This is a genomic window from Methylobacterium sp. BTF04 (assembly GCF_010692745.1).
Lineage (GTDB): Bacteria > Pseudomonadota > Alphaproteobacteria > Rhizobiales > Beijerinckiaceae > Methylobacterium.
Genome location: NZ_JAAHTB010000006.1, coordinates 95,236 through 108,292, shown reverse-complemented (window position 1 = coordinate 108,292; position 13,057 = coordinate 95,236). Strand labels below are relative to the sequence as shown.

Sequence of the window (13,057 nt, the reverse complement as noted above, 5' to 3'; positions counted from 1 at the left end):
GGGATGAGACGTCGCAGCCCTGTCGATCTACCGGGCTTGTCCCCGCTGTCCACGCCAAGCGGTGAACGCCCTCTCGCGGTTTCCGCTCGAAGACCCCGGTTCTAGTGCCCTCCCCCGCCGGCGCCTGCCGCCCGCGGGCGACGAATGAAGGGCACGGCACAGGCCATCGCCAAAAACAGGCCGGTGAGGACGAGGAACACGTCGGCGAAGCCCATCACCAGCCCCTGCATGCGCACGGTGTTCATCATCGCCTTCAGCGCCATGGTATCGGCATTGCCGCCCATCACCTCGAACTGACGTCGCGTCATCTCCAGGCGTTCGAGCACCGCGGTGTTGGTCCAGGTGAAGCGCTCGTGCAGGCGAGCCAGATGCAGGTCCCAGCGGTCGTTGAGCACCGTATTGATCAGGGCGAGCCCGACTGCGCCCCCGAGGTTGCGGGTGAGGTTGTAGAGGCCCGACGCATTCTTCATCCGGGTCGGCGGCAGCGTGCCGAGGGCGATGTTGTTGATCGGAATCATGCACAGCATCAGCGAGCAGCCGCGCAGCACCTGCGGCAGCAGCAATTCCCAGAAATCCCAATCCTTGGTCAGCCCGGTGACGATCCAGGTGCCGGCGGCAAATCCGGTAAAACCGATCGCCATCAGGATGCGCGGATCGACCTTGCCGGAGAACCGGCCGGCGATCGGGGCGGTGGCGAACATACAAAGGCCAGAGACGAACATCGTCTCGCCGATCTGAAGGGCCGAGTAGCCGCGCACCCTGCCGAGATAGACCGGGTAGAGGTAGGTCAGCCCGTAGAGGCCGATGCCGAGAACGAAGCTGAAGATGCAGCCGGCGGCGAAGTTGCGATCCGCGAAGGCGCGCAGGTCGACGATCGGTTCGGGGGCCGTGAAGGCGCGCCAGAAGAAGGCCGGTCCGGCGACGATACAGACCGCCGCACAGGCGAAGACCGCCTCGTCCTGGAGCCAGTCGTGGTTCGGCCCCTCCTCCAGCACGTATTCGAGGCAGCCGAGCAGGAGTGCCATGAACACGAGGCCGAACCAGTCGAAGCGCTTGAACAGGGCGAAGTTCGGTTCGTCGAAATCGACCAGCAGGTAGGTCGAGACGGTGACGAAGATGCCCGGCACCACGTTGACGAGGAACAGCCAGTGCCAATCGAACAGGTCGGTGAGGTAGCCGCCCACGGTGGGTCCGATGGTCGGGGCGAGGGTCGCCACCAGGCCGATCATCGGCGAAACGATGGAGCGCTTCGAGGGTGGGAAGATCGTAAACGCCGAGGCGAACACGGTGGGGATCATGCCGCCGCCGATGAAACCCTGGAGGGCGCGCCAGACGATCATCTGGTTGATGGAGGTCGAGGTGGCGCACATCAGGCTCATCAGCGTGAAGCCGCCGGCCGAGATCACGAACATCCACCGCGTCGAGATCACCCGCGAGAGGAAGCCCGACAGCGGAATCGAGATCACCTCGGCGATGAGATAGCTCGTCTGGACCCAGGGGATCTCGTCGCCAGAGGCCGAGAGGCCGGCCTGGATCTCGGCGAGCGAGGCCGAGACGATCTGGATGTCCAGGATCGCCATGAACATCCCGAACACCATGCAGACGAACGCCACCATGCGGCGGCGGTCGAGTGGAGGTTCGGCGGCTCTGGGGAGTGCGGAGATCGCTGCCGTGGCTGCCATGGCCGGGGCCTTATTCCGGAGCCGAGGCCGTACGCTGGCGATCCGTTTCCGGTGCCGCCGCAGTCTTGGGGTCGCGGGTATCGACCCGCACCGTCACGGACAGCCCCGGACGGAGAACGCCTTCGCGGGCGATGTCCGCCGGCACCCGAACCCGCACGGGCAGACGCTGGACGATCTTGGTGAAATTGCCGGTGGCATTGTCGGGTGGGAGCAGGCTGAAGACCGAGCCCGAGGCCGGCGACAGGAACTCGACCTCACCGATGATATCGCGGCCCGGATAGGCGTCGACGGCGATGTGCACGCGCTGGCCCGGATGCATCCGTTCCACCTGCGTTTCCTTGAAGTTCGCGTCGATCCGCACGCTCTCCAGCGGCACCAGGGCGGCGATGCGCGAACCCGGCGAGACGTAGGCGCCCGCCTCCACCGCCTTGTTGCCGACGACGCCGTCGAACGGCGCACGGATGATCGTGAAGTCGAGGTCGCGGGCGGCGCGGGCTTCCGCCGTGCGCAGCTCGGCGGCCACCCCTTCGGCCTCCTGACGTTGGGCACGCAGGACGTCGACATTGGCTCTCATCACGATCACGGAGGCCTCCGCGCCCTTCACCGTCGCGTCGGTGCGGTCGCGGTCGGCCCGCGCCTGTTCGATACGGGACTTGGCGACGAAATCGACCTTCTCGAGTTGCTGCTGGCGCGCGTAATCGGCTGTGGCGCGCACCGAATCGGCCTTTGCGGCGTCGATCTGCGACGCGCTCTGGACGATCTGAGCCTGGGCCGCCTCGATCTGGCGGCCGATGCGGACGATGGCCGCTTCCTGCGTCACGAGCTTATCGTGGGCGGCTTGGCGGGCGAGGCGATAATCGCCGTCGTCGATCCGGGCGACGACATCCCCCTTGTGCAGGGTCTGTCCGTTCATCACCGGCACCGCCGCGAGGTAGCCCGGGATCTTGGCGGCGAGCACGGAAATGTCGGCCTGGACATAGGCGTCGTCGGTGGTGACGAAGAAGCGCCCCACCGTCCACCAGTCGTAGCCTTTGTAGCCCCCGGCCCCGATCGCCACCGCCAGAAGCGCCAGCAGGACGAGCCGCTTCTTGCTGCGCGGTTTCACGGCACTCTCCGGCTCGGGCACCACTACGACGGATGCGGAGGCCTGTCCGATTGCCGGTGACGGCGTCCCGCTACTGGCCGGAACCACCGATGCAGCGGCCTCGGCACCGAGCGTTGGCGACTCGGACACCCGACGCTGATGGGCCGTATCGTCCGGGCGCTCGCTCTCGTCGCGGAGTGTCATCGTGGTTTCCCGAACCAGACAATTTTGACCGAACCGTTCGGTCATTTGTCGACCCGGATTGACGCGCGGGTGGACGGCTCGTTAGATATTATGACTGAACGGTTCGGTCAATCAGAGACATTGCATGAGCGTGGACATCCCAGTCCTCGACAATCCCTCGCTGCGGACAAGTGCCGAGAGCGACAAACGGCGCCAGATTCTCGACGGCGCGCGCTCGGTCTTCATGGCGTCGGGCTTCGACGGCGCGAGCATGGGCGAGATCGCCCGCTCGGCCGGAGTCTCGAAGGGGACGCTCTACGTGTATTTCGAGAGCAAGGAGAGCCTGTTCGAGGCGCTGACGCTTGAGGCCAAGCGCGGACTTGCCGAGGTGCTGTTCCATCTCGACGCGGACGACGCCGATGTCAGGGGCGCCTTGACCCGCCTCGGCAACAGCTACCTCACCGAGATGGCACGCCCGGAACACGTCACGGTGATCCGGATGGTGATCGGCGCCACGGAGAAGTTTCCGCGATTCGGTCAGGCGTTCTACGAGGCCGGGCCGGTCCAGGGCGTGGCGCGCCTGGGCGCCTATCTCGCCGCGCAGGTGACGGCCGGACGCTTGCGCAAGGCGGATACAGAACTCGCCGCCAAGCACTTTCTCCATTTGTGCCAAGCCGGGCTCCTCACCCGCCTGCTGTTCGCGGCCGGGGGTCCGGTGACCAATCGGGAAATCGAGTACCGCGTCATCGAAGCCGTGCGGGTGTTCATGGCCGGCTACGCCCCGGAAGCCTGATCGCGTAGAGCGTCGGCCATCGGAGCGGACGCCGAACCGCGAGACCTATTCGGCCGCGCGGCGTTCGCCGAGTGCTTCGGCGCTCCAGGCGCGGGCATGCGCATCGATGGCCAGAGCCTCGTCCACATCCGCCGGAGCGGTGCGGTAGGTCCCCGCGAAGTGCTCGCAGGTGCGCTCGACCAGTTCGGCGATGCCGTAGAACGGAATTGCGCCGCGGATGAAGGCCGCCACAGCGATCTCGTTGGCGGCGTTCATCACCGTCGGCGCGGCGCCGCCGGAGGCGAGCGCGGCGCGGGCGATGCGCAGGCACGGGAAGCGCACCTCGTCGGCGGGCTCGAAGGTCAGGCTTCCCACCGCCGCGAGATCGAGCGTGCGGCCGCGCTCAACGGTCAGACGCTCACCGAGGCCCAGGCAATGGGCGATCGGTACGCGCATGTCGGGCATGGCGAGGCCCGCCGTCACCGCCCCATCACGCCAGTACACGAGGCCGTGCACGATGGATTGCGGGTGGACGATGACGTCGAGGCGCTCGGGCTCGATGGCGAACAGGTGATGCGCCTCGATCAGCTCGAGGCCCTTGTTCATCAGCGAGGCCGAATCGATGTTGATCTTCATGCCCATCGACCAGGTCGGATGAGCCGCCGCCTGTTCGGGGGAGGCCGCGGCGATGCGCTCGGCGGTCCAGGTGCGGAACGGGCCGCCGGAGGCGGTGATCGTCATCTTCGACACGTCCGCCACGACGCCGTCACCGAGGGCCTGGGCCAACGCGTTATGCTCGGAATCCACCGGCAGGAGGCGAGCCTTGTAGCGGGCGGCGTCGCGCATGAAGGCGTCGCCGGCGCAGACGAGGCTTTCCTTGTTGGCGAGTGCCACGGTGCGGCCGAGGCGGAGCGCGGCATGGGTCGGGCGCAGCCCCGCCGCGCCGCTCACTGCCGCGACCACGATATCGGCCTCACGCGCCACTGCCTCGAGCACCGCGGATTCGCCGGCCCCGTTGGGAATGCCGGATCCCGACAGGGCCTCGCGCAGGGCCGCCCCCTGCGACGCGTCGGCGAGCGCGGCGAAATCGGCGCCGATCTCGCGGGCGAGCTTGGCCAAAGCCACCGCATCGCGGCCACCGACCAGGGCACCGATGCGAAACCGGGTCTTGTGCTGCGCCAGCAGATCCGTGGTCGAGCGACCGATGGAGCCGGTGGCGCCGAGGATGGAGACGGTGAGCAACGGTGAGGTTTCCTTCAGGCCGCGAGCAGGCGGCGGACGATGAGGTACAGCCCCGCCAGGAGGGCCACCGCGAAGAATCCGTCCAGACGATCCATGACGCCGCCGTGGCCGGGAATGGCGCGACCCGAATCCTTGACGCCGCATCGGCGCTTCAGGGCCGATTCGACGAGGTCCCCGCCCTGGCTCATCACCGACGCGACCGCGCTCGTCAGGGCGATCACCCCGAGGGGCGTGGCGGCCAGCATACTCCAGCCGTGATCGCGCGCGACGATCACCAGGCCCAGGCCGGCCGCGGTTCCGGCCGCGAGTCCGCCCAGTGCGCCGGACCAGGTCTTCTTCGGGCTGACACGCGGCATCAGCTTCGGGCCGCCAAAGGTCCGGCCGGTGAAATAGGCGACGATGTCGGTGGACCACACCACCGCGAACATCCAGGCGGGGCCGAGGATGCCGATGCCCGGATCGTCACGCAACGCCGTGGGAACGAGGCCGACGACGATGGCACCGAAAAGGCCGGCCAAGGCCCTGCCCCGGGCGGGTATGGTCCTGGCCGCGACGCAGAGGGCAACCACTCCGAGCGCGGTGAGCCCGAGGGAGAGGGCGAGTGGCGCATCCTCCCGCAGGCAAACCGCCAGACCGACGACGGTGATCGCCGTGATTGCGAGGATCAGGCGGCGTGGCGCGGTGCGGCTCATGCCGATCCATTCGGCGGCGCCGACGATCGCCGCAGCGAGCCAGATGACGGCGAACGGCCATCCGCCCAGCACCAGAGCGGAAACGACGATGGCCGCGAGCAATACGGCCGAGACGACACGCGCCTGGAATTCGCGGCCGCCGAACGGGCCGCGCTGCGGCGCAGGCGCCGCTTCGATGGGCGCCATGGTCACCCGGCCTTGCCGCTCAGGCCACCGAAGCGGCGGTCGCGGCGGTGATACTCGTCGAGCGCGGCCCTGAAGCAGGCATGGTCGAAGTCGGGCCAGAATTCCGGCGCGATCACGTACTCGGCATAGGCCGTTTGCCAGGTGAGGAAGTTCGAGAGACGCTGCTCGCCCGAGGTACGGATGACAAGGTCCGGATCGGGGATGCCGGTGGTGTCGAGCGCACCCGCGATCGCGTCGATGCCGATATCGGCCGGGCGCATCCGCCCATCGGCCACCGCTTCGGCCAGGGTGCGGACGGCCCGCAGGATTTCCTGGCGGCCGCCGTAATTGAAGGCCACCACGAGGGTGAGCCCGCTATTGCCGAGCGTGCGCTCCTCGGCCTCGTCGAGCAGCCCGGCGATGTCGGGGCTCAGACCCTCGCGATCACCGATGATTCGGACGCGGACATTGCTGCGATGAAGCTCGGTCAGATCGCGGCGGACGAACAGCTTGAGCAGGCCCATGAGGTCGGCGACCTCGGCCGGCGGCCGGCGCCAGTTCTCAGACGAGAAGCTGTAGATCGTCAGATAGCGCACGCCGAGCTCGATGGCGGACCGCACGGCCCGCCGTACGGCCTCGACCCCGCGACGATGGCCCTCGACCCGTGGGAGACCACGCCGCGCCGCCCAGCGGCCATTGCCGTCCATGATGATGGCGACATGGGCGGGCGCCGCCAGCGGGCCGGTCTCGGATTGGAGAGGCGGCGTCGCCATGGCGACGCCCTCCGGGATGGAGTAAGTCATGGCGAACGTCACTGCATCGACGTCGTGCGTCATCGCCGTCTCGACTTGACGCGCGGCCTCTGAGCGACTCAACGCGCTTCCCCCCATCCCTCATACCCGGCGATCATGCGTTCTCGATCCTAGACCTGCATGATCTCCTTCTCCTTCGAAGCGAGAACCTCGTCGATCTCGGCGATGTGCTGGTCCGTCACCTTCTGGACATCGGCGGCCTGACGCTTCTCGTCGTCCTCGCTGATGGCGCCGTCCTTCTCCAGCTTCTTCAGGTGGTCGAGGCCGTCCCGGCGCACGTGGCGAACCGCGATGCGGGACTCCTCGGTGTACTTGTGGGCGACCTTGACCATCTCCTTGCGGCGCTGCTCGTTCATCTCGGGCACGCGCAGGCGGATGGTCTGGCCTTCGGTCTGCGGATTCATGCCGAGATCGGATTCGCGAATCGCCTTCTCGACGGCGGCGATCATGCCGCGGTCCCAGACCGAGATGCTGAGGAGGCGCGGCTCCGGTACGCTCACCGTCGCGACCTGGGACATCGGCATCTTGGCGCCGTAGGCATCGACCTGGATCGGATCGAGGATGCTCGGGGTCGCGCGGCCGGTGCGGAGCGAACCGAGGTCGCCCTTCAGCGCGGTGACGGCACCCTGCATGCGGCGCTTGATATCGCTGAGGTCAAATTCTGGAAGGGTTGCCATGCGTACGTGTCCAGACGCCAACTGAAGGAGCGATGTGGGACCACAAGGGTCCGTTCACCGGCCTCAATGAACCAAAACCCGGTGGCTCGCAAATGGCGTTCCCGCCCACCCAACCTCAAATCGACACGCGTCTGCCGCTCAGGCGGTCGCCTTGCGCGGTTGCGGTTGAACACCGGCGGGCGAGGGCATGCCCGAGTGTTGGACGAAGTGACTTCCGTCGAGGTCCGCGAAGGCGCGCAGCAAGCCGACGATCCCCGGAATCTGCATTTCGGAGGGGTCGAGCTTGGCCGTCGGGCCGTATCGCAGGTAGAGGGCATCAAGGGCCTCCGAATGGCCGGCATAGCCGACCATCCAACCCCGGAAGTCACGCTCGTGTACGGGGCGAGCGGAGAGCAGGATCATGCTGTTGTGGCGATTGTCCGCCGCGAGCTTCCAGAGTTGCTCGGAGATCCTCGACGCCTCCCCCTCCATCGCCTGCAGGAAGAAGTGCTCGTTGAAGACCAGGGCCCCGGTGAGGCCCGAGCCGCGATCGTAGCGGTTGCACGCGGCCAGGATGTCCCTGACCATGTCGCGCATCGAGCCGCCGGTCAGGTTCACGAGGTTGTGGCTGTAGAAGATGATCTGCGACAACGACATCGAACACACTCGAAAGCCGCGTCAGACCCGCGGCGAAGCAATCGTGACCACAGTTGACGCCAAAATCCTCAAGAAATTCTGACGCCCATTTCAAGCAGTACGACCGACCCTCGGGTCTTAATGTTGCGCTCGATACTTAACGATTACGCACCTTAGGGTACGACATGTGTCGAAGGCGCCGCTCCGGTCAGGATCGCCTTGATCGAACTCGGTGCGTGGACGGAGCCGACCACGATCGACAGGCGGGCCTCGCGGGCCAGCGCAAAGGCGGCCGTGTCCATCACCTTGAGATCGCGGGCGATGGCCTCGTCATGGGTGAGGCGGTCGTAGCGCGTGGCGGTGGGATCCGTCTTGGGGTCGGCGGAATAGACGCCATCCACCTGCGTCGCCTTCAGCACCGCGTTGCAGCGCAGTTCGGCCGCGCGCAGGACGGCGGCCGTATCGGTGGTGAAGAACGGATTGCCTGTGCCGCCGGCGAGCACGATGACCTGTCCCTTGTCGAGGTGGTGCAGGGCCGGCTGGCGGGCGAAGGTCTCGCAGATCGTCGGCATCGACACCGCCGACATGGTGCGGGCGGGGACGCCGGCGGCATTCAACGCGGTCTCGAGCGCCAGCGAGTTCATCACCGTCGCCATCATGCCAAGCGAATCGCCGGTGGCGCGGTCGATCCAGCCGGCCGCCGAGATGCGTGCGCCGCGAATCATATTGCCGCCGCCCACCACCAGGGCGACCTGGATGCCCGCCTCGAGGGTCCGGGCGATGTCGTCGGCGATGCCGGCCAGGGTTGGCGGATGCAGCCAATAGCCGTCGGGGGCGGCCAGGGCCTCTCCCGAGAGCTTCACGAGGACGCGGCGAAACGGTGTGGTCTCCGGCATCGAGCCAGTCCCCTCTGATCCGACCTGAAACAGGACGGAGAGCCAATCGGAAGCGGAGGGTGTCTAGCCCAAGCCGGGCCGGAACGTCGAGGGGCGGCGACATCGCTGCCGCCGCCCCTCCGGACTTCGTTGGTTGTGAGTCGCGACGCGTACGCGATCAGCCGCGAGCGGCAGCCACCTCGGAGGCGAAGTCCGGACCGTCGTCCTTCTCGATGCCCTCACCGAGCGCGTAGCGCACGAAGGCGGTGAGCTTAACGGCGGCACCGGCCTTGCCCTCGGCCTCTTTGAGAACCTGGCTGATGGTCTTCGAGCCGTCATGGACGAAAGGCTGCTCGAGGAGGGTGACCTCCTTGTAGTAGCTCTTCAGGCCGCTCTCGACGATCTTGGCAAGCACGTTCTCGGGCTTGCCGGCATTCTTCTCGCGAAGGATGTTGATCTCGCGATCGAGGGTCGCCTGATCGACGCCGGCCGCATCCAAGGCCACCGGATTGGTGGCCGCGACGTGCATGGCGATCTGGCGACCGAGGGTGGAGAGGACCTCGACGTCGCCCTCGGATTCCAGCGCCACCAGGACGCCGATCTTGCCGAGGCCGTCGGCGACCTGGGCATGGACGTAGGAGGCGATGACGCCCTTGGTCACGTCGAGCTTGGCCACACGACGCAGGGTCATGTTCTCGCCGATGGTGGCGATGAGGTGGGACAGGGTCTCCTTGATCGTGGTCGTGGAGCCCGGGAAATGTGCGGTCTCGAGACCCTCGAGGGTACCATCCGTGTCGAGCGAAAGCTTGGCGGCCTCGCGGGCGAACGCCTGGAAGCTGTCGTTGCGCGCCACGAAGTCGGTCTCGGAATTCACCTCGACGATCGCGGCGTGATGGCCCGACGACTCGACGGCGACGAGGCCCTCGGCAGCGACGCGACCGGCCTTCTTGGCAGCCTTGGCGAGGCCCTTCTTACGCAGCCAGTCGACCGCGGCCTCGATGTCGCCGGCGGTCTCGTTGAGCGCGCCCTTGCAGTCCATCATGCCCGCGCCGGTCTTTTCGCGAAGCTCTTTCACCAGTGCGGCGGTGATGTTGGCCATGGCCTGTCCTTTCCGTGACTCAAAAAGTGAAGGAGCCCGGCGCTTGAGCAAAGCGCCGGGCTTCAGATGGGTTTTCAGTTCCGTCGGTGGCGGCCCGCTGACGAGCCGCCGTCGCGCCTTACGCGGTGGCGGCAGCCTCGGCGAAGCCGCGGGCCTGCTCGATCCAGCCGTCACGGCCGATACGACCATTGAGCTTGAGGTCGGAATCGACCTTGGCCACATCCGCTTCGCTCATCGCGATCAGCTGCCAGTAATGGTAGATGCCGGCTTCGTTGAGCTTCTGCACGATCTGCGGACCGGCGCCGTGGAGCTTCGACAGATCATCCGGCGCACCGCGCGGAGCCGACAGCAGCTCGAAATGCTCGGTGGAGTCCACCAGAGCCGCGACATCGGCCTGCGTGACCGAACCGGACTCGATCGACGCTGCGGCCTCTTCGTGAACCGGAAGCTCTTCGGCGGTGGGCTCCTCGGACGCGCCGAGATCGACGCCGCTCGAGCCCTGGCCGCGCGAGATGCCGTCGATGGCAGCGCGGGCGATCAGGTCGCAATACAGGGCGATGGCGCGGCCGGCGTCATCGTTGGCCGGGACCACGTAGGTGATGCCGTCCGGGTTGCAGTTGGTGTCGACGATGGCGGCCACCGGGATGCCGAGGCGCTGGGCCTCCTTGATGGCGAGCTGCTCCTTGTTCGTGTCGATCACGAACAGCAGGTCGGGCACGCCGCCCATGTCCTTGATGCCGCCGAGGGCCTTCTCGAGCTTGTCCTTTTCGCGGCCAAGCATGAGACGCTCCTTCTTGGTGAGGCCCTGGGCCCCGCCGTCGAGGGTCTCGTCGACCTTGCGCAGGCGCGCGATCGAGCCCGAGATGGTCTTCCAGTTGGTCAGCATGCCGCCGAGCCAACGCGAGTTGACGTAGTACTGGGCCGACCGCTTGGCCGCCTCGGCGATGGTGTCGGCCGCCTGGCGCTTGGTGCCGACGAACAGCACGCGACCGCCCTTGGCGACGGTGTCGCTCACAGCCTGCAGCGCCTGATGGAGCGCCGGCACGGTCTGGGCCAGATCGATGATGTGAATGTTGTTGCGCGTTCCGAAGATGTAGGACTGCATCTTCGGGTTCCAGCGATGCGACTGGTGTCCGAAATGCGCTCCGGCTTCGAGAAGCTGACGCATGGTGAAGTCGACGGCCATGATTTTTACTCTCCGGTTGATGCCGCCGCGGAGGAAGCGATCGCGCTCTTACGAGCAACGACCACCGGAAACGCCTCATTCAGGCATGAGGCCAACTCCGCGTGTGGAATGGGCGGGGCCTTACCAGAGGGTTTCTGGGAAGGCAAGGTTTTCGGCGCGCAACGCGGCGATCCGGGCTACGATCCGGTGAACACCGCGGCGATGTCAGCCGCGCCCATGATCCTGTGAGATCCGGCATCGAGCTCCGTCGGCAGAGTCAGTCCGCCGATGCGGTCGCGGTGCAGGGCAGTGACGTGGTTGCCGACCGCGGCGAACATCCGCCGGACCTGATGGTAGCGGCCTTCGTGAAGGGTGACGGCGGCGTGGGTCTCGTCGTGGACCTCGATCTCGGCGGGAAGCAGCGGCTTCTCCTCTCCCTCCAGCATGAGCGTGCCGGAGGCGAAGATCGCGCCCTCGTTGCCCTTGAGCGGACGATCGAGGGTGACCTGGTAGCGCTTGGCGACGTTGGATTTCGGCGCGATGATTCGATGTAGCAGCGCGCCATCGTCGGTGAGCAGCAGGAGGCCGGAGGTCTCCTTGTCGAGCCGCCCCACCGTGGACAGAGCCGGGTCGCGCCGCCGCCAGCGCTCGGGCAGCAGCCCGTAGACCAACGGGCCGGCCTCCTTGTGCGAGCAGGTGACGCCGAGCGGCTTGTGCAGCATCAGCGTGACCCCGGGCGGCGGGTCGAGGGCCTCACCGTCGACGACCATGCGCTGCGCCAGATCGGGGGTCACCGGAATGCGCTGGTCGGCATCGCGCAACGGCGCACCATCGAGGATGACGAGGCCGGCGCGGGTCAGGAGCGCGATCTCGCGGCGCGAGCCGTAGCCCATATTGGCGAGCATGCGGTCGAGGCGAAGCGTGGCGACCTTGCTCACCGGCGCGCCTCGTAGACTTTGTAACCTCCCGCCGAGGCTTTGAGCGCCACGGCCTTGAACGCGGCGTTGAGCGGCGCCTCGTAGGGCAAATGGGTGTTCGCGGTGAGCCACAAGATGCCGCCGGGCCGCAGGGCCTCGGCCGCACGGGTGATGAAGGACTGGCCGAGCGCCTGATCCTCGGAGCCGCCATCGTGGAACGGCGGGTTCATCACCACGAAGTCGAGGCGGGCGAGGCCGAGGCCGCCGGCGCGGATGTCGGCCCAGCGCAGGATCGCGCGGGGGTCGCCGACGTTGCGGGCGGCCATCTCGACGGCGCGCCGGTCGATATCGATGAGCGTCAGCTCCGTCACCTTCTGCGAGGCGAGGACGGCACGCGCGAGTATACCGAGGCCGCTGCCGAAATCGGCGCCGCGGCCGGAGAGCGGCGGCAGGTTGGCCAGCAACAGGGCCGAGCCCGGATCGAGCCGGTCATACGAGAAGATTCCGGCCTGCGTGCATAAGGCGAGATTGTCGATGTGGCGCGGCCCCCCTTCGCCGATCGCCTCTTCGAGATTCGTGAGGGTCTCGGGACGATCGAGGACGCTGATGCGATGGTGTCGACGGGCGCTTTCCGTCGGTACGCAGCCGAAAGCGGCGAGCTCCTTGGCGATGCGCGCGCCGCCCCGGTCCTTGGGTGCCAGCGCGGTCAACCGACCGCCCGGACGCAGGGCGCGGAGGGCCAGAGCGAGCACGTAACGGCGCTCGATGGTGCCGGCAGGCGCCAGAATATCGAGCCGCTCGAGGCTCGCCGGAGCGACGTCTTCCAGCCGGGCTGAGCCGGGGATCAGCGGCGAGAGCTGGACCGCATCGTCCGGCACTTCCGCGAGTTCGAGCGGCGGCTGGCCGTAAACGGCCTCCGAGAGAGACGCATCCGAAAAAGACATGGCTGGCATCGTGACGAATCCGGCGCGACGGCGCGCGCGCCTCGACGGCTTTTGGCGTGACAGGGAGCGTTTGAGAGGGCCGGACGGCGACGAATCCCGAGTCGCGCGCCGGCCTGCGTCTTACATAGCCGAT

Annotated in this window: 13 protein-coding genes; 1 reads left to right on the top strand and 12 read right to left on the bottom strand. The window is 67.2% G+C overall.

Going from position 1 to position 13,057, the window contains the following annotated elements:
- Positions 1–101: 101 nt before the first annotated feature.
- Positions 102–1,682 (bottom strand): DHA2 family efflux MFS transporter permease subunit, encoded by a 1,581-nt coding sequence (locus G3T14_RS05935; protein WP_163640994.1) that lies wholly within the window; start codon positions 1,680–1,682, stop codon positions 102–104.
- Between the two features lie 10 nt (positions 1,683–1,692).
- Positions 1,693–2,970: an HlyD family secretion protein gene (locus tag G3T14_RS05930; protein WP_246732954.1), complete on the bottom strand. Its 1,278-nt coding sequence runs from the start codon at positions 2,968–2,970 to the stop codon at positions 1,693–1,695.
- Positions 2,971–3,094: 124 nt separating this feature from the next.
- On the opposite strand from G3T14_RS05930, the gene G3T14_RS05925 reads away from it, so the two are divergent.
- Positions 3,095–3,742: a TetR/AcrR family transcriptional regulator gene (locus G3T14_RS05925; protein WP_163640992.1), complete on the top strand. Its 648-nt coding sequence runs from the start codon at positions 3,095–3,097 to the stop codon at positions 3,740–3,742.
- A 45-nt stretch (positions 3,743–3,787) separates the two neighbouring features.
- On the opposite strand, the gene dxr is transcribed toward G3T14_RS05925, so the two are convergent.
- From dxr to G3T14_RS05875, 10 genes are all read right to left on the bottom strand, one after another.
- Positions 3,788–4,963, bottom strand: a complete 1,176-nt coding sequence (dxr, locus tag G3T14_RS05920; protein ID WP_163640990.1) for a 1-deoxy-D-xylulose-5-phosphate reductoisomerase — start codon at positions 4,961–4,963, stop codon at positions 3,788–3,790.
- A 14-nt stretch (positions 4,964–4,977) separates the two neighbouring features.
- Entirely contained in the window at positions 4,978–5,841 is an 864-nt protein-coding gene (locus tag G3T14_RS05915) for a phosphatidate cytidylyltransferase (RefSeq protein ID WP_163640988.1), read from the bottom strand.
- A gap of 2 nt (positions 5,842–5,843) precedes the next feature.
- On the bottom strand, positions 5,844–6,593 hold the full coding sequence (locus tag G3T14_RS05910) for an isoprenyl transferase (protein WP_163641112.1): 750 nt from the start codon (positions 6,591–6,593) through the stop codon (positions 5,844–5,846).
- 149 nt (positions 6,594–6,742) lie between these two features.
- Positions 6,743–7,309, bottom strand: a complete 567-nt coding sequence (frr, locus tag G3T14_RS05905) for a ribosome recycling factor (RefSeq protein ID WP_163640986.1) — start codon at positions 7,307–7,309, stop codon at positions 6,743–6,745.
- A gap of 138 nt (positions 7,310–7,447) precedes the next feature.
- Complete coding sequence (locus G3T14_RS05900) at positions 7,448–7,945, bottom strand: BLUF domain-containing protein (RefSeq protein ID WP_163640985.1); 498 nt, start codon at positions 7,943–7,945, stop codon at positions 7,448–7,450.
- Between the two features lie 152 nt (positions 7,946–8,097).
- Positions 8,098–8,820 (bottom strand): UMP kinase, encoded by a 723-nt coding sequence (pyrH, locus tag G3T14_RS05895; protein WP_163640984.1) that lies wholly within the window; start codon positions 8,818–8,820, stop codon positions 8,098–8,100.
- A gap of 157 nt (positions 8,821–8,977) precedes the next feature.
- On the bottom strand, positions 8,978–9,898 hold the full coding sequence (gene tsf, locus G3T14_RS05890; RefSeq protein ID WP_163640983.1) for a translation elongation factor Ts: 921 nt from the start codon (positions 9,896–9,898) through the stop codon (positions 8,978–8,980).
- Positions 9,899–10,016: 118 nt separating this feature from the next.
- Positions 10,017–11,084, bottom strand: a complete 1,068-nt coding sequence (locus tag G3T14_RS05885; protein WP_163640982.1) for a 30S ribosomal protein S2 — start codon at positions 11,082–11,084, stop codon at positions 10,017–10,019.
- A gap of 176 nt (positions 11,085–11,260) precedes the next feature.
- Positions 11,261–12,001 (bottom strand): pseudouridine synthase, encoded by a 741-nt coding sequence (locus G3T14_RS05880; RefSeq protein WP_348645214.1) that lies wholly within the window; start codon positions 11,999–12,001, stop codon positions 11,261–11,263.
- Entirely contained in the window at positions 11,998–12,924 is a 927-nt protein-coding gene (locus G3T14_RS05875; RefSeq protein WP_163641108.1) for a methyltransferase, read from the bottom strand. The genes G3T14_RS05880 and G3T14_RS05875 overlap by 4 nt, the downstream gene beginning before the upstream one ends.
- Between the last annotated feature and the right edge of the window lie 133 nt (positions 12,925–13,057).

Excerpts from the sequence above, each read along its gene's own strand:
- G3T14_RS05935 (WP_163640994.1), bottom strand. The coding sequence starts at position 1,682 with ATGGCAGCCACGGCAGCGATCTCCGCACTCCCCAGAGCCGCCGAACCT.
- G3T14_RS05930 (WP_246732954.1), bottom strand. The coding sequence starts at position 2,970 with ATGACACTCCGCGACGAGAGCGAGCGCCCGGACGATACGGCCCATCAG.
- G3T14_RS05925 (WP_163640992.1), top strand. The coding sequence starts at position 3,095 with ATGAGCGTGGACATCCCAGTCCTCGACAATCCCTCGCTGCGGACAAGT.
- G3T14_RS05915 (WP_163640988.1), bottom strand. The coding sequence starts at position 5,841 with ATGGCGCCCATCGAAGCGGCGCCTGCGCCGCAGCGCGGCCCGTTCGGC.
- G3T14_RS05910 (WP_163641112.1), bottom strand. The coding sequence starts at position 6,593 with ATGGCGACGCCGCCTCTCCAATCCGAGACCGGCCCGCTGGCGGCGCCC.
- frr (WP_163640986.1), bottom strand. The coding sequence starts at position 7,309 with ATGGCAACCCTTCCAGAATTTGACCTCAGCGATATCAAGCGCCGCATG.
- G3T14_RS05900 (WP_163640985.1), bottom strand. The coding sequence starts at position 7,945 with ATGTCGTTGTCGCAGATCATCTTCTACAGCCACAACCTCGTGAACCTG.
- pyrH (WP_163640984.1), bottom strand. The coding sequence starts at position 8,820 with ATGCCGGAGACCACACCGTTTCGCCGCGTCCTCGTGAAGCTCTCGGGA.
- tsf (WP_163640983.1), bottom strand. The coding sequence starts at position 9,898 with ATGGCCAACATCACCGCCGCACTGGTGAAAGAGCTTCGCGAAAAGACC.
- G3T14_RS05885 (WP_163640982.1), bottom strand. The coding sequence starts at position 11,084 with ATGGCCGTCGACTTCACCATGCGTCAGCTTCTCGAAGCCGGAGCGCAT.
- G3T14_RS05875 (WP_163641108.1), bottom strand. The coding sequence starts at position 12,924 with ATGTCTTTTTCGGATGCGTCTCTCTCGGAGGCCGTTTACGGCCAGCCG.